The organism is Microbacterium sp. Marseille-Q6648, from assembly GCF_943181415.1.
Classification (GTDB): domain Bacteria; phylum Actinomycetota; class Actinomycetes; order Actinomycetales; family Microbacteriaceae; genus Microbacterium.
Map to the genome: position 1 here is coordinate 842,907 of NZ_CALPBZ010000001.1, position 19,157 is coordinate 862,063.

Sequence of the window (19,157 nt, forward strand, 5' to 3'; positions counted from 1 at the left end):
CTCGAGCCTACGCGTCGGCGTCGTCCAGCTCCGCTTCGTCGGTGTCGGGCTCCTCGGGCTCGTCGGCGGCCGCCCGCGCGTGCCATGTCTCCCAGTCGGCCATGAGCGTGCCGACGGCGTCCTGGAAGCGGGCCGTCGCGGCTCCGGGCGACGTGTCGCCGAAGTAGTGGCGCACCCAGGTCGCCAGACGGGACACGGCATCCGGGTCCGAGAGCACCCGGTCGATCTCGCCGACGATCCCGGGCGCTCCCGCCGCGGTCAGCCACTCGCACGCCGACAGATAGCCGTGGGTGTCGATGAGGGCTGCGGGATCGACGGGCCGCGTGATCATGAGGGGCTTGTCGGCAGCGAGACGGTCGTAGACCATCGCCGAGATGTCGACCACGGCGACATCGGCCGCCGAGAGCTGCCACCCCAGTTCGGGGCCGTCGTCGAACACATGCTGCGCGGCGGGGTCTGCGCTGTTGGCCGCGGCGAGCACGGCGATGATCCTCCGGTTGGCGGCGCCGTACGCGGAGTCGACCACACCGGAGCGGGGATGCGGTCGATAGACCACACGGTGCCGGCCGGTGGCCACGAGCGCGTCGACGAGCGCCTCGCCGTGGGTCAGGATCGAACCGTAGTGCGCGCTCGGTCGATCCCCCTCCCACGTCGGCGCGTAGAGCACGACGGTGCGGTCGTCCGGCGTGTACGGCAGGGCTCCGGAGTAGTGATCGGCCTGCGGTCTGCCGATCTCGATCGTGCGGCGTTCGATGTCGTAGTCCCACAGCACCCGTGACAGCCGCTCGCGCGCGGCATCACCGGCGACGAACGCATAGTCGTAGGCCTTGAACTGATTGGTGGTCATGTACATCTTGTCGGACTCGCCGTGGTTGATGAACACGTGCCAGCGGCGCCCGTAGCGGAACATCTGGAAGTTCCGGGTGTTCTGGTTGACGTAGAGCACGACCCGGATGTCCTGAGTGGACAGGTACGCCTCGAGATCGCGGACCGTCGGCACGAAGGCCACCGGCAGCGCATCGTCGGCCAGGAGCGCCCGCGCGCCGATCGCCGAGCGGCTGAGCACGACGACGGGCCAGCGCGCGGCCAGGTCGGCGAGCGGCTTGTACCACTGCCGCATCTGGTACATGTTCACCGCGCCGTCGGCGAAATAGACCGCGACGCGGAAGCGGCCCGGCGGGTGAGGCGGCCGGGCTGCCAGCGCCCGGCGCACGTCGCGGACGGCCGAGCGGCTGGCCACCGCCTTGCGGATGAGCGTGACGGCCTTGCGCGAGTCCGAGACGATGCCCATCCCTCCAGCCTACTCAGCGCCCGTCATGACATGATCGGACGCGTGCATGACGAGGATCGCGGGCGACGACGTGCGCCGGCGGTCCCGGCGGGCGCGGGCGTGACGTTCGTCATGCCGGTCCTGAACGAGCGCGAGCACCTGCGCACCGCCGTCGCCTCGGTCCTCGCGCAGGACGTCGACGGCCCGACGGAGCTGATCCTCGCCCTCGGCCCGTCCACGGACGGCACGACCGACCTCGCCCGCACGCTGGCCGATGAGGACGAGCGGATCGCGCTCGTGGCCAACCCCGCCGCCGACATCCCGGTGGGCCTCAACCTGGCCATCCGCTCGGCGGCGCACCCGATGATCGTTCGGGTCGACGCCCATTCCGAGCTGGAGCCCGGCTACACCCGTCGCGCCCTGCAGATCCTCGAGCGCACCGGCGCCGCCAACGTCGGCGGGCTGATGCGCGCGGACGGACGCACGCCCTTCCAGCGCGCGGTCGCGAGGGCCTACAACTCCCCCGTCGGGCTCGGCGGCGGTGCCTACCACGGAGCCGATGAGGCCGGCGAGGCGGAATCGGCCTACCTCGGCGTCATGCACCGCAGCATCCTCGACGAGGTCGGTCTCTTCGACGAGTCCATCCGCCGCGGCGAGGACTGGGAGCTCAATCTGCGCATCCGGCGCGCCGGCTACTCCGTCTGGTTCGACCCGTCCCTGTCGGTGACGTACTGGCCGCGGGACAGCTGGCCGCGACTGGCCCGACAGTTCTTCGCCACCGGCCGATGGCGGGGCGAACTGGTCCGCCGTCTCGGACGGGGGAACTCCCTGCGCTTCTTCGCGCCGCCTCTGCTCGTGCTGGCGCTGATCGCCGGCGTCGTGACCGCCGTGCTGCAGGCCACGGGGGTCCTCTCGGGAGCCTGGGCGGTTGCGGCATCCGCGGTCTATCTGCCGCTCGTCGCCTACGCCTTTCTGGTGCTGGTGGTCGCCGCCGGTCCCGGCGGCGGGCGCGGGTGGCGCGACCGACTGTGGACGTGCGCCGTGCTCCCCACCATGCACCTGTCATGGGGCGCCGGATTCGTCATCGGAGTGCTGCGCGGCGCGGAGCGCACCGTCGACACGTCCCGACTGGGCACGCGCAACACGCCCCTGCCGTGACCTCGCGGTCGGGGTCGGTCGGGGTCAGTCGCGGTCGACGAATCCCTGATCCAGGATGCGGGCCACCACGCGAGCCGACGCCGCCCCGTCGTCGCGCGCGTTGAACCGCTCGCGCCAGCGGGCGTACGCCGCGGCGTGATCGGCGGGATCGGCGGCCAGAGCCGCGACGAGCTCCTCCTGCGTGCGCACCACCGGCCCCGGCGCATGAGCGGCGAGGTCGAAGTAGAACCCGCGCAGCTCGCCCCGGTAGTGCTCGAGGTCGGGCACGAGGAAGTACATCGGCTTGCCGGTCGCGGAATAGTCGAACATGACCGACGAGTAGTCCGTGATCAGGGCGTCGGCCACCAGCAGCAGTCGCGAGGTGTCGGGGAAGCCGGTGACGTCGATCACACGCGGGCCCTCGGCGTTGCGGCCCGGCTGAAGGGTCCGCGAGTGGCCCCGCACGAGGACGACGGCGTCCGCGGCCGCCGCCAGCGTCGCCGGATCGACGAAGTCGACCATCTCGGAGCGGTCGTCCCGCCACGTCGGGGCGTAGAGCAGCACGCGCTCCCCCGGGGCGATGCCGAGGGCCTCGCGCACCGGCGCTCCGTCGCCGTTCACGAGCACGTCGTTGCGCGGATAGCCCTCGACCCAGACGGGCCGCCGCAGGAACGCGTAGGCCCGGGTGAGGATGCCGGCCGCGTACGGGTTCTGCGCGAGCAGCACGTCCCAGCGCCTCGACTCCTTGATCACCGCGGCCATCCGACGCGGCTGGAAGCCGGGCCGGTGGAGCGCGAGGCGCTTCAGCGGGGTCCCGTGCCACGTCTGCAGCACTCTCTGCCCCGGTCGACGGGCGAACCGGCGGCGCAGCCAGTCGTTCACCACGAGCAGCCGCGCCGCTCCTCGGGCGCGCCACCACTCCGGGCTTCCTTCGACGACGGCAACGCCGCCCTCGGGGACCTCGACGGAGAGGTCGACGACGCTCCAATAGCGGGTGACGCCCGGTGCGCGGCGCGCGAGCTCGCGATCGATGGCGAGCGGGTTGCAGCCGGCGTTGCGACCGTAGAAGCTCTCGAAGAACACGGCGTTCTCGAGCGCCGCGGACCGCGCCGCGTACCGCCGCTCCAGCGCGGCCTGGCCGTCGCGCGAGTCGTAGGCCGGGTCCAGCGGCGGGGCGATGCGGACGGTGGCGCCGCTCAGCTCCGCCCGCAGCTCGCCCAGCACCACGGGCGGCACATCCGCCGGCGCGGGCGGCGCGGCATCCGGGCCTTCGCCGCCGGCCCCGGGGGCGAAGACGAGGTCGTAGTCGCCGCTGGGCAGGGGCAGGACCCGCCCGCCCCACCGGGACGCGCGAAGCGGCAGCACCGCGCGCCACGAGCCGTCGTCCTCGGTGGTGAGCGACCCCGCCACCCGGGCACGCGCGCCGACGAGCTCGACCGACGCCGGCTGCGGGGCATCGCCCCACAGCGTCAGCGTCGGCTCGTCGTCGGCGTCGAAGCGGGCCTCGGTCATGTGTCTCCCTTGCGCGGCGAGGATGGCGGGCCGGACAGGCCCGCCCGGATCGCACGGTACACCCGGACCGCATTGCCCCCGTCGCGGAAGGCATGCACGCGGGCACTCAGGTCGGTGGCGCGTCGCAGTCGCTCGTCGCGCTCCGCCGGATCGGACAGGACGGCCTCGAGCTCGCTCGCGGCGGCGTCCCAGTCCCGTGCCGGGGCGATGGCGACGTCGCGGTAGCTGCCGTAGAAGCCCCGCCGCCGTGTGTAGTCCGCTTCATCGGGGGCGAGATAGATCACCGGCAGCGGCACCAGCGCGGAGTCGAACGCGAGCGAGGAGTAGTCCGTGATCAGGGCGTCGAAACCCGGCAGCGTCGGCGTGATGTCGCGCACCAGGTCGCTGCCGATCGCCCGGACGCGTGACGTGGGCGCCGGTGGGCGGTACTCCCCGGCGCCGAGCGGGTGCGAGCGGACGAGGAGGACGGCGTCCTGCTGCTCCAGCAGCTCCGCGAGTCGACGCCACTGGGCGGCATCCGGCACCGCGGGGTCGGGCTCGCCGTCCCGCCAGGTCGGCGCATACAGCACCAGGCGCGCGTCCGCGGGCAGGCCCCCGACGGCCGCCTCGATCGACGCCCGCGCGCTGCGACGGCGCGTCGCGGCATCCCCCTGCGACAGCACGTCCACGCGCGGTTCGCCGGTGACCGGCACGCGGGCGTCGTCCAGGGCGAAAGCGGATTCCAGCCGGCCGCGCACGAGGTGCGAGGCCGCAGGGACGAGTCGGATGCCGCGGGTGGCGCTGCGGTACATCGCGGCGACCAGCCGGGTCGACTGCCGCTCCCCGATCATGAGCTGAATCGCTCGGGGAAGGCGCAGCATGGCGGGCGAATCGAGACCGATGCGCTTGAGCGGGATGCCGTGCCACAGCTGCACCAGGAAGGAGCCGCGGACGGCGTACCGGTTGGCGTCCCCCAGACCGTGGGTGACGACGACCACGCGGGCGCGAGCGGTCCGCCACCATCCCCGGGGCGACGAGCGCCGCACGGCGCGGATGCCCAACGCGGCGGCCTCCGCCGCGTCACGGTCGTCGGCGACGAGCCATACCGCCCGGACCCCGTCGGCCGCCGCCACCCGCCACAGGGCGAGCGCCCCGTCGGCGACGCCGACCGCGCAGCCGAAGACCCATTCGTCGGTCGAGCGCGGGATGAGGGCGGTCGCGAGGCGCCCGGCCGCGTACAGCGGGATCGCGGCGATCTTCCGCGCGTTGCCCGCGCCGAACGAGAAGGACGCCACCACGCGAGCCTATCGCGATGGCGGCGTCCTCCTTCGGAGCCGGAACTACGGCGTGAGCTCGCCGAGCGTGACGTCCACGGTCTCGGTCCGGCCGTCGCGGACGTACGTCACCGTGGCCTCGCTGCCGGCTGCGGCGGCGCGCACCTGGGCGGTCAGATCGACCGAGTCGGTGATCGGCACGCCGTTGAAGCCGGTGACGATGTCGCCTACCTCCAGCCCTCCCGCGGCGGCCGCACCGCCCTCGACGACCTCGGCGATGTAGGCCCCGGTGATGTCGGTGTCCTCCACGAAGGCGGCGGACTGGACGCTCGCCCCCAGCAGGCCGTGGGACGCTGACCCGGTCTCGATGATCTCGTCGGTGATGCGCTGCACGATCGTCGACGGGATCGCGAAGCCCACGCCGATCGAGCCGGCCTGACCCGATGCGCCGCCGGCTGAGGCGATCGCGACGTTGATGCCGATGAGCGCGCCGTCTGCATCCACGAGCGCGCCGCCGGAGTTGCCGGGGTTGATCGCGGCGTCGGTCTGGATGACGGCGATCTTGATCGACTCCGACGTCTGCGCGCCCATCTCGCCCTGACCGAAGTCGAAGAAGAACGGCGACTCGCCCTGCTCGCCGGACTCGCCGTCCTCACCCTCACCCTCGCCCGTGTCGGGGGCGGCGGCCGATGCGATCTCGATGGAGCGATTGAGGGCGGAGACGATCCCGGTGGTGACGGTGTTCGACAGGCCGAGCGGCGCGCCCACGGCGATCGTCTCGTCGCCGACGTTCAGCGCGGAGGAATCTCCGAAATCGACGGGAGTCAGCCCTTCGGCATCCTGCAGCTTGATGACGGCGAGGTCGTACGTCGGGTCGGTGCCGACGACGTCCGCGTCGTAGACCCGGCCGTCCGAGGTGGTCACCCGGATCGCGGCGCTGCCGGTGGCGCCGTCGAGGGTGACGACGTGCGTGTTGGTCACGACGTAGCCGTCGCTGGTGAGCACGACGCCCGACCCGGTCCCGCTGCCGCTGCCGCCGGACGCGCTGATGGTGACGACGCTCGGCACGACCTTGGCGGCGATCGCCGTGGTCTGGTTGACCGACCCGTCGTCGTTGACCGTGACGGTCGAGGGGCCCGCGGCAGGGCTCACGCTCTCGGGGGCGAACAGACTCACCCCGGCGTACGCTCCGCCCAGACCCGCAGCGCCCCCGACGAGGGCGGCGGCGACGATGAGGCCGGCGACGCGCCCGGCGCCCGAGCCGCGTCTGGATTCGGGTTCGCGCTCGGCGGTCGCCACGGGACCCGAGGGAAGCGGGGGGGGCGGCTGCGGGTATCCGGGGGGCGGGGCGTACGACGCGCCTGCCGGGTAGCCGTGCGGCGGCGCGGGCCGCTCAGCGGCGGCCGCAGCAGGGGTCGTCGGCGGGGCGGGCCACGCTCCGGTCGACGGTGGGGTGGGCGGGACGGGCGGGGTGGACGCTCCTCCCGCGGGCGACGCGGTCGCCGGGGCGTCCGCCGATTCGCCGGGGTGCTGATCTTCAGGGCGCGTGCCCGAGGTGTCGCTCATGGATGCTGCTCCTTCTGCCGACCGCTGTCCGCTGTCGTTGACTACTGTCCGGTACCACTGTGGCGGCGGTAGCTGTGCGTTTCTTATGCCGGGGATGGGACCGGCCTATGTGATCGGTTCGGCGTAGTCTCGGCCGCATGCGACACATCTCCGGAGCATGGCACCGCACTGCCGCGGGCGCCGGGCTCATCGGTCCGGACGGCACCATCCACCCCACCATCTTCGCCGAGATGTCGGCCCTCGCGGCCCGGACCGGCGCGATCAACCTCGGCCAGGGCTTTCCGGACGAGGACGGGCCCGCCGCGGTGCTCGAGGCTGCGCGCGAGGCTATCGCGAGCGGCGCGAACCAGTATCCGCCCGGCCGCGGCATCCCCGCCCTGCGCGAAGCGATCGCCGCCCACCAGCGTCGCTTCTACGACCTGCGCCCGGACCCCGAGACCGACGTCCTCGTGACGGCGGGCGCGACCGAGGCGCTCGCGGCGACGCTGCTGGCCCTGGTCGACGGCCCCGACGACGAGGTCGTCGTCTTCGAGCCGCACTACGACGCGTACGCGGCGCTGGTCGCCCTCGCCGGGGCACGCCTGGTGACGGTGCCCCTGCGCTGGCCGGACTTCCAGCCCGACCTCGAGGAGCTCGCCGCTGCCGTGTCGGACCGCACGCGCGTGATCCTCGTGAATGACCCGCACAATCCCACCGGGACCGTGTTCGCCGCAGAGGTCCGCGACGAGATCGTCCGGCTCGCCGACAGGCACGACGCGATCATCGTCACCGACGAGGTCTACGAGCACCTGGTCTTCGGCGATCGGCACGTGCCGATCGCCACACTCCCCGGCGCGGCGGACCGCACGCTCAGCATCTCGTCGGCGGGGAAGACCTTCTCCACGACGGGGTGGAAGATCGGCTGGGTCACCGGACCGGCGGACCTCGTGGACGCCGTCCTCGCGGTCAAGCAGTTCCTCACCTACGTCAATGGGAGCCCCTTCCAGCCGGCCATCGCCGTGGGGCTGGGGCTCGACGACGGCTTCTTCGCGGGCGCGGCAAGCGCGCTCCGGCACAAGCGGGACGTGCTCGGCGACGGCCTGCGAGCCGCCGGCTTCGCCGTCTCGACACCGGCGGGTTCGTACTTCACCGTCGCGGATGCCGCCGCTGTCGGCGCGGTGGACGCGCACGCCTTCTGCCGTGAGCTCCCGGACCGGGCGGGGGTGGTGGCCGTGCCTCTGACCGCGTTCACGTCGCCGCAGCGTCGGAGCGACTACGCCACGCTGGTGCGCTTCGCCGCCTGCAAGCGCGTCGACGTCCTCGAAGAGGCTTCGCGCCGGCTGTCGGCGCTGGCCTGACATCGCGCCGACAGAGGTCAGGCGGAGCCGGAGTCCAGCGGCGCCGGGATTCCGTCGGCCGCCACGACCCGGAATCGCCGCAGCCGCAGGGCGGGATTGACCCGGCGCACCCGCTCCACGGCATCGAGGTCGAGATGGGCGACGGCGACATCGGTGGCGGTGCCGACGGCGGCGATCTCGACGCCCTGCGGGTCGACGATCATCGACGCACCCACTCCGAGCGGCGGCGGGTGGTCGGCCGCGGCGACGAACACCGTGTTCTCGATCGCCCGGGCGTGCAGGAGCGTGCGCCAGTGATGCTCCTTGAGCGGGCCGCGCACCCACTCGGCGGGGACGAGGATCGCGTCCGCACCGGCATCCACCAGGGTGCGCGCGACCTCGGGGAACCGCAGGTCGTAACAGGTCATCAACCCGAAGCGCAGGCCGCCGTGGGAGAACACCTGCGGCGGGACCAGCTCGCCCGCCTCGATCCAGTCGGACTCCCGCTGACCGAACGCGTCGTAGAGGTGGAGCTTGCGGTAGGTCGCCACGAGCCCGTCCGACCCCACCGCCACAACCGTGTTGCGCACGCGCCGGTCGTCCCCAGCCCGTTCCACCAGGCCCGCGACGACGACGATGTCGTGCTCTCTCGCCAGGGCGGTGAGCGCCTGGACGAAGGGCCCGTCGAGCGGCTCGGCGTTCTCGGCGAGGGAGGAGTCGAACGGGTCGATGAAGAAGCTGGAGTATTCGGGCAGCACCACCAGGCGCGCGCCGCGCGAGACGGCCGTGGTCACGAGCGCGGTGATCGTCTGCAGATTGGCAGCCGCATCGGCCGCGGGCGAGAACTGCGCCACGGCGACCGGGAGCGACGCGTCCGCCGGACGCTCCCCCGCGATCGGTCCCGTCACGATCCGTCCTTGGCGCGCAGCTTCATCCGCACCACGTAGGGCGCGACGATCCACGCGATGACGATCACGACGGCCAGCGCGCCCAGCGCCGTCCAGGCCGCCGCGTCGCCGACGACGACGTCGAAGACGAAGGCGACCACCCCCACCAGCAGGAGCGAGACCGTCAGCAGGGCGGTCATCAGAGCCGCGTGCCCATAGGCGACCACCTGGAGCTTCGCGCGCTGGCGGAACAGCACGCGGTGAAGCGCCACCGGTGCGAGGGCGATGACGGCGCTCAGCGCCGAGAGGACGACCAGGACGAGGTAGACGAAGCGCTGGCTGTCGTTGAGATCCGAGAACGCCGGCTGGAACGCGAGGGCGAGCAGGAAGCCGGTGAGGATCTGCGTGCCCGTCTGAAGGACGCGAAGCTCCTGCAGCACCTCGCTCCAGTTGCGGTCGGCGCGCTCCTCCGGGGTCTCGTCGCGACCCTTCGCGGGGTCTTGGCTGCGGCCGGAACGGCGGGGTGAATCCATGTGCACATCCTCCCGCTCCCGCGCTCGCAGCGGCAAGGACCGACCCCGATTCGCGGACCCCGCGAACCCGTGCTAGGCTTTCCTCTTGTGCCGCGGGGTGGAGCAGTTCGGTAGCTCGCTGGGCTCATAACCCAGAGGTCGCAGGTTCAAATCCTGTCCCCGCAACAGATGAAGAAGGCGCCCCTCCGGGGGCGCCTTCTTCTTTTCCCCGATCAGAGGCGCAAAACAGCAGCCCGCGTCGTCATGTCGTCAGCGCGTCCCCCAGCTGCGCGAGGAACCTGGCCACGACCTCCAGCTCGTCGTCGGTGTAGCCGTCCGCCACCGCTCGCATCGCCTGCATCCGCTCGCCGAAGTGCTCGAAGAAGGTTCGGCGCGACTGGGGCGTGAGGACGATCACGCGCGCCCGGCGGTCGTGCGGGTGCGGACGACGCTCGACGTGCCCGGCCGCGGTGAGACGGTCGAGCAGCTTCGTGGTGGACGCGGTCGAGATCCGCAGGTGCGCGGCCACGTCGTGCGGAGACACCGACTCGCCCTGCTGCTCTCGCATGATCAGCATCCGCAGGGCCTGCAGGTCCGAGGCGTTCATCGCCATGTCGTCCTTCATGTCGCCGTTCATGCGATCCAGCGCGTCGCTGAAGGCGCGCACGGCATAGAGCACGTCGAGCACCGCGCGGTCGTGATCGGTCCGCGGTTGCCACGGTTGAGCCATGTGGACACCATCCCTGGTTCACTTGTATCATCGACCACACGCCGATCGCTAGCTAAACTAGCGAATTGACAGGGAGAACGAAGATGACCGATGCCGACCACGTTGTGCTCCTCGATGACGAAGGTCGCGCGATCGGCACTGCCCCCAAGAGCAGCGTCCACGGCACGGACACCGCCCTTCACCTCGCCTTCTCGTGTCACGTCGTCAACGCCGCCGGGCAGGTGCTGGTGACCCGCAGGGCCCTGGACAAGAAGACCTGGCCGGGAGTGTGGAGCAACTCCTTCTGCGGCCACCCCCGGCCCGCCGAACCCGTCATCGCCGCCGTGCACCGCCGAGCGGAGTTCGAGATCGGACTCACGCTCACCGAACTCGAGCTGGCGCTGCCACTGTTCCGCTACCGCGCCGTCGACGCGACGGGGATCGTCGAGCACGAGGTGTGCCCGGTCTACACGGCCCGCACGGACGAGGAGCCGACCCTCAACCCCAACGAGGTCGTGGACGCCCGCTGGGTGGATCCGCTGGATCTGGCCGCGTCCCTCGAGGCCACCCCGTGGGCCTTCAGCCCGTGGCTGGTCCTCCAGGCCCGGCAGCTCCGGCTGTTCGAAACGGTCGCCGAGCGTCGGCGCGCATCATGATCCCGCGAGCATCACGTCCCGACCTCGACGCGGCGATCGACTCCGCGATCGACCGCATCCGCTCGCGGGCCGACGTGCTCGGCGACGGCTTCGGCGCACTGGCCGACGCGGTCGGTCGCGCCGCGAGCGGGGGCAAGCGGTTCCGCCCCGCCCTCGTGTGCGAGTCGTACGACGCCTTCGGCGGATCGCCCGCCGCCCTCGCCGAGGTCCACCGCATCGCCGCCGCGTTCGAGCTGCTGCACGCGGCCTTCGTCGTGCATGACGACGTGATCGACCACGACACCGTCCGGCGCGGCATCCCGAATGTCGCCGGCGAGTTCCGCATGCGCGCCCGCGGCCTGGGCGCCGATGCCGCCGGAGCCGCACTCCTCGGCGACGCCGCAGCGATCCTCGGCGGCGACCTGCTGCTGCACGAAGCGCTGCGACTCGTCGCGCTCGCCGACGTGCCCGGCCCCGCACGCACCCGGGTGCTCGAGCTCCTGGACGACGCCGTGTACGTATCGGCGGCCGGCGAGCTCGCCGACGTCGAGAACAGCGTCGTCTCGGACGACGCGATGCTGGACGAGGACGACGCGTCGCACCTGCTGGCGACGGCCTTCAACAAGACCGGCGTGTATTCGTTCCGGGCGCCGCTGGTCGCCGGTGCCGTGCTGGCCGGGGCCCCCGAGGAGGCCCTGGACGCACTCGAGAGCGCTGCCGACCGCCTGGGCCTGGCCTTCCAGCTGGTCGACGACCTCATCGGCGCATTCGGCTCCGCCGAGCAGGCCGGTCGGGAGACCGGCGGCGACCTGCGCGAGGCCAAGCGCACCCCCCTCGTGGCCTTCGCGCGCAAGACGCCCGTCTGGGAGCAGGTGGACTCCGCCCTCGCCGTCGCGCACACCGGACCCATCGCCGTACGAGAGGCGCAGCGGATGCTGGAAGACAGCGGCGCGCGGGTCCAGCTGCGCGACCTCATCATCGCGACGCTCGACGAGGTGCGCCTCGACGCGGAGGCGGACGTGTTCCCCCCGCGGGTGGCAGGGCTTCTGCGGGCTCTCGCCGACAGCATCCAGGAGCGGGTTCCGTGAGCGGACGACGTCGCGACGCCGAGGCGACCGGTCTGGACCTCTACGACGCCGCCGCGCAGGACGCCGCCGACACCGTCATCGCGCGCTACTCGACCTCGTTCAATCTCGCCTGTCGTCTGCTCGGCCCGCGACCCCGCCCGCATGTGCGCGCCGTCTACGCCCTCGTGCGTGTGGCCGACGAGATCGTCGACGGCCCGGCCGCCTCGGCCGGTCTCACACCCGACGCGCTGCGTGCGGTGCTGGACGACCTCGAGGCCGAGACCCTCGCCGCCATCGATCGCGGGTTCAGTGCGAACCTGGTCGTCCACGCCTTCGCCCGCACCGCACGGGCCTGCGCGATCGGCGGAGACCTCGTGCGCCCGTTCTTCGCGTCGATGCGCACCGACCTGTCGACCGCCCGGCACGACGATGCGTCGCACGACGCCTACGTCTACGGCTCGGCCGAGGTCGTCGGGCTCATGTGCCTGCAGGTGTTCGTCGGCGCCGGCCGACCCCATCCGGTGCTCCCCGACCCGCGCCTGGTGGATGGCGCACGGCGCCTCGGAGCCGCGTTCCAGGACGTGAACTTCCTGCGCGACCTCGACCATGATGCATCCGCCCTGGGCCGGGACTACCTCGGACTCGCGGACGGCCGGATCAGCCGTGAAGACGTGCTCGATCGCATCGACGCCGACCTCGCTGCGGCGGCCGCCGTCGTGCCCGACCTGCCCGCGGACTGCCGACGCGCCGTGACCGCGGCGCACGACCTGTTCGCAGAGCTCTCGGCACGCCTGCGGCGTCCGCGCATCGAGGGCGTGCGCGTGCGCGTGCCCGACCCCGTCAAAGCCCGACTCGCGGCACGTGCCGCGCTCGGCTTCGCACCCAGAGAGGCCCGCCCGTGACGCGCACCATCACTCCGCCCGGAACCGCTGTGATCGTCGGCGGCGGCATCGCAGGGCTCGCCACCGCCGCGCTCCTGGCCGAGGAGGGATGGCGAGTCACGCTGTGCGAGGCCCGGGACCAGCTCGGGGGACGTGCCGGATCGTGGGAGAGCGACGGCTTCCGCTTCGACACCGGACCCAGCTGGTACCTGATGCCCGAGGTGTTCGAGCACTTCTTCCGGCTGCTGGGCACGACCGCCGCAGCCGAACTCGACCTCGTGCGGCTCAATCCCGCGTACCGGGTGTACGGCGAACCCGGCGCCCACCGAGACCCCGGCGCGATCGACGTCCGCTCCGGCAGGGCCGAGGCGGTGGCGCTCTTCGAGAGCATCGAGCCCGGAGCCGGTGCCGCCCTCGAGGAGTACCTCGACTCGGCAGCCGATGCGTACGAGCTCGCCGTCGGACGCTTCCTCTACGACACGTACGAGACGACGGCGGGGCTTCGAGACCCGGCGCTGCTGCGGCGCGTGCCACAGCTGGCGCCGCTGCTCACCCGCACCCTCTCGACGTTCATCGAGAAGCGCTTCCAGGATCCGCGCCTGCGGCAGATCCTCGGCTATCCGGCGGTGTTCCTCGGCGGCTCCCCCTTCGGCGTCCCGAGCCTCTACCACCTGATGAGCCACCTCGATCTCGACGACGGCGTCCTCTACCCGCGGGGCGGATTCACCGAGATCATCGCCGCCATCGAGCGACTCGCCCGCGCGCGCGGCGTCGAGATCCTCACCGAGGCTCCCGTGGCCGAGATCGAGACGACCGATGCCGTGGCCACCGGCATCCGTCTGGCCGACGGTCGCAGGCTCACCGCCGACCTGGTCGTCTCGACGGCCGACCTGCATCACACCGAGACGGTCCTCCTGCCCGAAGCCCTGCAGACGTACCCCGAGAAGTGGTGGGACGCCAAGACGCCGAGCCCGGGCGCGCTCCTGCTGATGCTGGGCGTGGAGGGCGAGCTGCCGCAGCTCGCGCACCACACCCTGATGTTCGCCGCGGACTGGCGGAAGAACTTCGACGACATCTTCGGTGAGAGCCCCCGCATCCCGACGCCCGCGTCGCTCTACGTGTGCCGCCCCAGCGCGACCGATGCCACGGTCGCCCCTCCCGGTCACGAGAACCTCTTCGTCCTCGTTCCCATCCCCGCCGACCCGCACATCGGTCGCGGGGGCGTGGACGGCGACGGCGACCCCGCCGTCGAGACCGCGGCGGACACCGTGATCGCCCAGATCTCCGCCTGGTGCGGCATCCCCGACCTCGCCGAGCGGATCGTGGTGCGCCGCACCGTCGCACCCGGCGACTTCGCCGCAGACCTCAACTCCTGGCGCGGCAACTCACTGGGTCTGGCTCACACCCTCGGGCAGAGCGCGGTGTTCCGGCCGCGGAACGCGTCGCGCAAGGTGCGCTCCCTCGCCTACGCCGGCACCTCGACCCTTCCCGGCATCGGCCTGCCGATGTGCCTCATCTCAGCGGAGCTCGTCGTCAAGCGCCTGCGCGGCGACCGCTCCCCCGGTCCCGTCGCCGAGCCGGCGAGGGTGTGAGGATGCCGGGTCTGTATCTCGCGGCGATCCTCGTCTCGGCCGCGGGCATCGCGACGATCGACGCCCGGTTCCGGCTCGCGGCGTTCCGAGCGCCCGGCCGCACCGCGGCTGCGGTCGCGATCGGGGTGGTCTTCTTCCTGCTGTGGGATGCCGCCGGCATCGTCAGCGGCGTCTTCTCCAAGGGCGACAGCCCCCTCTTCGTCGGCGTCGACCTGGCGCCCGAACTCCCCCTCGAGGAGCCCGTCTTCCTCGCGTTCCTGTCCTACCTCGCGCTCGTCCTGCACGCCTGCGCGACGCGCGTCATCGCCGGCCGCAGCCCCCGGAACGCGCAGGTCGGAGGCGAGCGGGCATGACGTACACCCTCATCAACATCCCGTTCGTGATCGTGACCGCCGTGGTGACCCTGGCGACGCTGCGCCGGCCCGGCTTCGGCCGTCGGATGGCCGCGTCGGGGATCGCCGCCGCCGTCCTGTTCGTCCTGACCGCCGTCTTCGACAGCATCATGATCGGCTCCGACCTCGTGCGATACCCCGAGGAGTCCATGAGCGGCATCCGGATCGGCCTGGCGCCGATCGAGGACTTCGCGTACGCCGTGTGCGCGGCTTTCCTGATCCCCGCCGTGTGGACGCTGCTGACCCCCGGAGGCCATCGGGCCGGCGCCGAGGCGGACGCGCGGTGACCGGCACGGCGCTGACCGCCGCGCGTGTGACGCGCGACCTGTTCGTCTCGTCGCGACCGGTGAGCTGGATCAACACCGCCTATCCGTTCGCCGTGGCCTATCTGCTCGTCACCCGCGACGTCGACCTGATCCTCGTGGTGGGCGCGCTGTTCTTCCTGATCCCGTACAACCTGGCGATGTACGGCATCAACGACGTCTTCGACTACGAGTCGGATCTGCGCAATCCCCGCAAGGGCGGTGCGCACGGTGCGATCCTCGATCGACGTATGCACCGCGTGACGCTGTGGGCGGCGGGGCTCTCCTGCGCGCCGTTCGTCGTCTTCCTCGTCGCCGTGGGGTCGCCGCTGTCGTGGGCGGTGCTGGCGGCGAGCCTCTTCTTCGTCGTGTTCTACAGCGCTCCGCCGCTGCGGCTGAAGGAGCGCCCGTTCGCCGACTCGGTGACCAGCAGCATCCATTTCTTCTCGCCCGCGGTCTACGGGCTGGTCCTGGCCGGCGCGACGTGGACGTGGCAGCTCGTGGTGATCATGGTGGCGTTCGCGCTGTGGGGTATCGCCTCGCACGCCTTCGGGGCCGTGCAGGACGTCGTCGCCGACCGCGAGGCCGGCATCGCCTCCATCGCCACGGCGCGCGGCGCGCGCTGGACCGTGTGGTTCGCGCTGGTCTGCTACGCCGCCGCCGGGGTCACGATGCTCGCCACGTCCTGGCCGGGACCGCTGGCCGCCGCCGTCGCCCTCCCCTACCTGCTCGCGGTGTGGCCGTACCGCGCGATCACCGACGACACGGCGCACCTCGCCACACGCGGTTGGCAGCGGTTCCTGTGGCTGAACCAGCTGGCGGGCTTCCTCGTCACGATGCTCGTCATCTGGTACGCACTTCTGACGGCCTGACGCGCCAGTTCGCGGCATCCGCGCCCGATATCGACAGGCCGACCCCACCGGCGCGGCAGGTCGCGGCATCCGCGCCCGATATCGACAGGCCGACCCCACCGGCGCGGCAAGTCGCGGCATCCGCGCCATCGATCCCTGCAGCGGATGCCGCGCCCTGCAGCGGTGGCGTGACAGCAGCCCTGGCGTGAGAACGGCTCGGGCCCCGGCGCAGCGCACCGGGGCCCGAGCGAGCGTTCTGCTCGACGGCCGGGCTCAGCCCTCTTCGCTCAGCTCGAGCAGGCGGTCCACCGCAGCGGTGAGGCGCTCGTCTGCTTCGCCGAAGGCGGTCCAGTCACCGTCCTGCAGCGCGGCGTCGCGGTCGATCATCGCCTGGCGAGCCTCCTGCAGTGCGGCCTCGTACTCGTCGGCCGGGACCGTGGGCTCGGCCGGCTCCTCGGGAGTCGTGGGCTCCCCGGGATCGACCGGCTCTGCCGGATCGGTGGGAAGCGGCACCGGATCCACGTCGCCGTCCCCGGCGTTGGCGCCGGAGTCGCCGCCGAACAGCTCGTCCAGCGCTTCGTCGAGCGTGTCCTCGAACGCGATGTTGTCGCCGAAGGCGACCAGCACCTTGCGCAGGGTCGGCAGCTGGGTACCCTGCGACGCCTGGACGAAGACCGGCTGCACGTACAGCAGGCCGCCGCCGACGGGGAGGGTGAGCAGGTTGCCGTTGAGCACCTCGGACTGGCCCTGCTGCAGGATGTTGATCTGCGACGACACCGCGGTGTCGGAGTCGAAGCGGTTCTGCACCTGACCGGGCCCGGGCACCGTGGTCTCGGCCGAGATCTCGAGCATCCGCAGCTTGCCGTAGTCCTCCGCCCTCTGACCCGCCTCGCTCCCCGCGTTGGAGTCCACCGCGAGGTAGCCCATCAGCACGTTGCGGCTGGCCGTTCCCGCCTCGGAGGACGGGATGAAGGTGGTGAACATCGAGTACGACGGCTGCTCCTGACCGGGCATCTGCATCGTCAGGTAGTAGGGCGGCTGCAGGCGCGTGTCGGTCTGCGGGTCGTTCGGGGTCGCCCACGCGTTGTCGCGCTGGAAGAACGCCCGCGCGTCGTCGACGTGATACACCCCGAGGAGTGCCCGCTGGATCTTGAACAGATCCGTCGGATACCGCACGTGGCTCATGAGGTCGGCCGACATTTCGCTGATCGGCTCGAGCGTGGAGGGATAGATCTTCTGCCACGCCTGCAGCAGCGGATCCTCCTCATCCCACGCGTAGAGCGTCACCGAGCCGTCGTACGCGTCCACGGTGGCCTTGACCGAGTTGCGGACGTAGTTGATGTCGTCCAGCGTGAAGCGCGGAGCGGTGTTGTTGGAGTCGGCGATCGCCTGCTGCAGGCTCACCGTCGTGGAGTACGGGTAGTTGGAGCTGAGGGTGTAGCCGTCCACGATCCACACGATCCGCCCATCGACGACGCTCGGGTACGGGTCGCTGTCGAGCGTGAGGTACGGCGCGGCCTTCTGCACGCGCAGCGCCGGGTCGCGGTCGTACAGGATCTGCGATTCCTCGTTGACCGAGTCCGAGAACAGGATCTGCTCGGACTGGAACTTCAGGGCGTAGATCAGCCGGTTGAAGACGTTGCCGACGCTGGGGCCGCCGTCGCCCTCGAAGGTGGTGCGCGTCTCGTTCTCGCCATCGGCGCCCGACGGGTAGTCGAGCTCGATCGGCTCCGCGTCCGCGGGTGCGCCCACGATCGAGTACGGCGGCGAGTACTCGCCGAAGTACACGCGGGGCTGGAAGTCCTCCTGCTCCGAGAGGAAGCCCGCCGCCGGGATGCCGCGCTCGAGGAAGACCGGGTTTCCATCGTCGGTGCGCTCGTTGCCCGCCGCCGCCACGAGACCGTAGCCGTGGGTGTAGACGAGGGTGTTGTTCTGCCAGTTCGACGCGGCGCCGAGCTGCTCGACGTTCAGCTCGCGCACCGAGACGATGGTGTCCTGCGACTCGCCGTCGATCTCGTAGCGGTCGACGTCGAGCGGGTCCTGGAACTGGTAGTAGGCGCGGTACTGCTCGAGCTGCCGAACGGTCGGGCCGATGATCGCCGGGTCCATGATGCGGATGGATGCCGTGGTCTCGGCGTCCTCGCGCAGCTGACCCTCGGCGGCATCCGTCTCGGCGGTGAAGTCGCTCTTCTCCAGTCCGTCGATGCCGTACGCGGCCTTGGTCATCTCGAGGTTGCGCTCGTAGTACTGCGCCTCGAGCGACAGCTGGTTGGGCTGCACCTGGAAGGTGCGGACCACCCAGGGGTAGCCCACGCCGACCACGATGGCCGAGACGACCAGCAGCGCCGTCGCGATGAGCGGGTAGCGCCAGCGACCGATGACGGCCGTCACGAAGAAGAGGATCGCCACCAGCACGGCGACGATCGCGAGGACCGTCTGGCCGGGGATGACCGCGTTGGCCTCGGTGTAGCCGGGCCCGGTGATGCGGCCCATGCCGCCGGGCTCGATCATCGTGCGATAGCGGTCGAGCCACAGGCTCGCGCCCTGCACGAGCAGGTACAGGCCGGCGAGGGCCGCCAGCTGGATCCGGGCGGACTTGGAGATCCGCAGCTCGCGCTGACCGACGCGCACCGATCCGTACAGATACGACACCGCGGCGGTGACCAGGAGGCACACCAGGAGAACGGCGGAGACGAAGCCCAGGAGGGCGCTGTAGAACGGCATCCCGAACAGGTAGAAGCCCGTGTCGAGCCCGAACTCGGGGTCGACCTCGGAGGTGGCGACGCCGTTGGCCCACAGCCACGTCGTCTCCCACTGGGCCGACGTCGAGAAGCCGGCGAAGAAGCCGAAGAAGACCGGGATGCCCCACATCGCCAGGCGACGGAGCGGCTCGACGACCTCCTGGTACCGGTCGAGCTGCGAGCTCAGCCGGGCGTAGACGGGGCGCAGCCGGTACGCCAGCTGGATCGCCAGCCATACCGGAACCGCCATACCCAGGAATCCGACGACGAACATGACCGTTCGCGCGATCCACTGCGTCACCAGCACGGAGTCGAACCCGAGCTGCTCGAACCAGAGCCACTCCGAGTAGAGGTTCGCGAAGACGAAGAACGCCACCACGAGGGCGGCGATCACCGCAAGGGAGATCGTGATGATGCGTCGGGAGCGGGACGGTGTGGCCGGTATCGGCGCCGAGGTCGTGGTCACCGTTCCATCCTAGGCGGCGGATTCACACGGGTTCCCGAGTCCCTGCTGGGGGAATACCGAGGAAGGGT

Annotated in this window: 17 protein-coding genes and 1 tRNA gene; 10 read left to right on the plus strand and 8 right to left on the minus strand. The window is 71.5% G+C overall.

Going from position 1 to position 19,157, the window contains the following annotated elements; genetic code table 11:
* Positions 1-7: 7 nt before the first annotated feature.
* A complete protein-coding gene (locus tag NFR93_RS04100; RefSeq protein ID WP_251450236.1) occupies positions 8-1,291 on the minus strand; it encodes a CDP-glycerol glycerophosphotransferase family protein in 1,284 nt (427 codons plus the stop codon).
* Between the two features lie 30 nt (positions 1,292-1,321).
* Between NFR93_RS04100 and NFR93_RS04105 the strand changes: the two genes are divergently transcribed.
* Complete coding sequence (locus NFR93_RS04105; protein ID WP_251450237.1) at positions 1,322-2,428, plus strand: glycosyltransferase family 2 protein; 1,107 nt, start codon at positions 1,322-1,324, stop codon at positions 2,426-2,428.
* A gap of 24 nt (positions 2,429-2,452) precedes the next feature.
* Here NFR93_RS04105 and NFR93_RS04110 read toward each other — a convergent pair whose 3' ends face one another.
* Genes NFR93_RS04110 through NFR93_RS04120 form a run of 3 tightly spaced genes read right to left on the minus strand, consistent with a single transcriptional unit; the run spans position 2,453 to position 6,738 of the window.
* Positions 2,453-3,919, minus strand: a complete 1,467-nt coding sequence (locus tag NFR93_RS04110; RefSeq protein WP_251450239.1) for a CDP-glycerol glycerophosphotransferase family protein — start codon at positions 3,917-3,919, stop codon at positions 2,453-2,455.
* Positions 3,916-5,193 (minus strand): CDP-glycerol glycerophosphotransferase family protein, encoded by a 1,278-nt coding sequence (locus NFR93_RS04115; RefSeq protein ID WP_251450242.1) that lies wholly within the window; start codon positions 5,191-5,193, stop codon positions 3,916-3,918. The genes NFR93_RS04110 and NFR93_RS04115 overlap by 4 nt, the downstream gene beginning before the upstream one ends.
* Before the next feature lie 45 nt (positions 5,194-5,238).
* Positions 5,239-6,738 carry a S1C family serine protease gene (locus tag NFR93_RS04120; RefSeq protein ID WP_251450244.1) on the minus strand — a complete coding sequence of 500 codons (1,500 nt, stop codon included), beginning with the start codon at positions 6,736-6,738 and terminating at the stop codon, positions 5,239-5,241.
* A gap of 137 nt (positions 6,739-6,875) precedes the next feature.
* Between NFR93_RS04120 and NFR93_RS04125 the strand changes: the two genes are divergently transcribed.
* Entirely contained in the window at positions 6,876-8,075 is a 1,200-nt protein-coding gene (locus NFR93_RS04125; protein WP_251450246.1) for an aminotransferase class I/II-fold pyridoxal phosphate-dependent enzyme, read from the plus strand.
* Between the two features lie 17 nt (positions 8,076-8,092).
* Here the strand turns inward: NFR93_RS04125 and NFR93_RS04130 are convergent, their stop codons facing one another.
* Complete coding sequence (locus tag NFR93_RS04130) at positions 8,093-8,962, minus strand: carbon-nitrogen hydrolase family protein (RefSeq protein ID WP_251450249.1); 870 nt, start codon at positions 8,960-8,962, stop codon at positions 8,093-8,095.
* Entirely contained in the window at positions 8,959-9,474 is a 516-nt protein-coding gene (locus NFR93_RS04135; RefSeq protein ID WP_251450252.1) for a DUF6328 family protein, read from the minus strand. The genes NFR93_RS04130 and NFR93_RS04135 overlap by 4 nt, the downstream gene beginning before the upstream one ends.
* Before the next feature lie 91 nt (positions 9,475-9,565).
* On the opposite strand from NFR93_RS04135, the gene NFR93_RS04140 reads away from it, so the two are divergent.
* Positions 9,566-9,639, plus strand: a tRNA-Met gene (locus tag NFR93_RS04140).
* A 76-nt stretch (positions 9,640-9,715) separates the two neighbouring features.
* On the opposite strand, the gene NFR93_RS04145 is transcribed toward NFR93_RS04140, so the two are convergent.
* A complete protein-coding gene (locus tag NFR93_RS04145; RefSeq protein WP_251450255.1) occupies positions 9,716-10,183 on the minus strand; it encodes a MarR family winged helix-turn-helix transcriptional regulator in 468 nt (155 codons plus the stop codon).
* Between the two features lie 83 nt (positions 10,184-10,266).
* On the opposite strand from NFR93_RS04145, the gene idi reads away from it, so the two are divergent.
* The 7 genes from idi to NFR93_RS04180 are packed head-to-tail and all read left to right on the plus strand — an operon-like array spanning position 10,267 to position 15,903.
* Positions 10,267-10,818 (plus strand): isopentenyl-diphosphate Delta-isomerase, encoded by a 552-nt coding sequence (gene idi, locus NFR93_RS04150; RefSeq protein ID WP_251450257.1) that lies wholly within the window; start codon positions 10,267-10,269, stop codon positions 10,816-10,818.
* Positions 10,815-11,885: a polyprenyl synthetase family protein gene (locus NFR93_RS04155; protein WP_251450260.1), complete on the plus strand. Its 1,071-nt coding sequence runs from the start codon at positions 10,815-10,817 to the stop codon at positions 11,883-11,885. The genes idi and NFR93_RS04155 overlap by 4 nt, the downstream gene beginning before the upstream one ends.
* Complete coding sequence (locus NFR93_RS04160; RefSeq protein ID WP_251450263.1) at positions 11,882-12,766, plus strand: squalene/phytoene synthase family protein; 885 nt, start codon at positions 11,882-11,884, stop codon at positions 12,764-12,766. Before NFR93_RS04155 ends, NFR93_RS04160 begins: the two co-directional genes overlap by 4 nt.
* The gene (crtI, locus tag NFR93_RS04165) at positions 12,763-14,337 is read left to right on the plus strand and encodes a phytoene desaturase family protein (protein WP_251450267.1); all 1,575 of its coding nucleotides are present in this window, start codon (positions 12,763-12,765) and stop codon (positions 14,335-14,337) included. The genes NFR93_RS04160 and crtI overlap by 4 nt, the downstream gene beginning before the upstream one ends.
* A 2-nt stretch (positions 14,338-14,339) precedes the next feature.
* Complete coding sequence (locus NFR93_RS04170; RefSeq protein ID WP_251450270.1) at positions 14,340-14,690, plus strand: lycopene cyclase domain-containing protein; 351 nt, start codon at positions 14,340-14,342, stop codon at positions 14,688-14,690.
* The gene (locus NFR93_RS04175) at positions 14,687-15,016 is read left to right on the plus strand and encodes a lycopene cyclase domain-containing protein (protein ID WP_251450273.1); all 330 of its coding nucleotides are present in this window, start codon (positions 14,687-14,689) and stop codon (positions 15,014-15,016) included. The genes NFR93_RS04170 and NFR93_RS04175 overlap by 4 nt, the downstream gene beginning before the upstream one ends.
* Positions 15,013-15,903 carry a prenyltransferase gene (locus tag NFR93_RS04180; protein WP_251450276.1) on the plus strand — a complete coding sequence of 297 codons (891 nt, stop codon included), beginning with the start codon at positions 15,013-15,015 and terminating at the stop codon, positions 15,901-15,903. The genes NFR93_RS04175 and NFR93_RS04180 overlap by 4 nt, the downstream gene beginning before the upstream one ends.
* A 252-nt stretch (positions 15,904-16,155) precedes the next feature.
* On the opposite strand, the gene NFR93_RS04185 is transcribed toward NFR93_RS04180, so the two are convergent.
* Entirely contained in the window at positions 16,156-19,089 is a 2,934-nt protein-coding gene (locus NFR93_RS04185; protein WP_251450279.1) for a UPF0182 family membrane protein, read from the minus strand.
* Positions 19,090-19,157 lie beyond the last annotated feature (68 nt).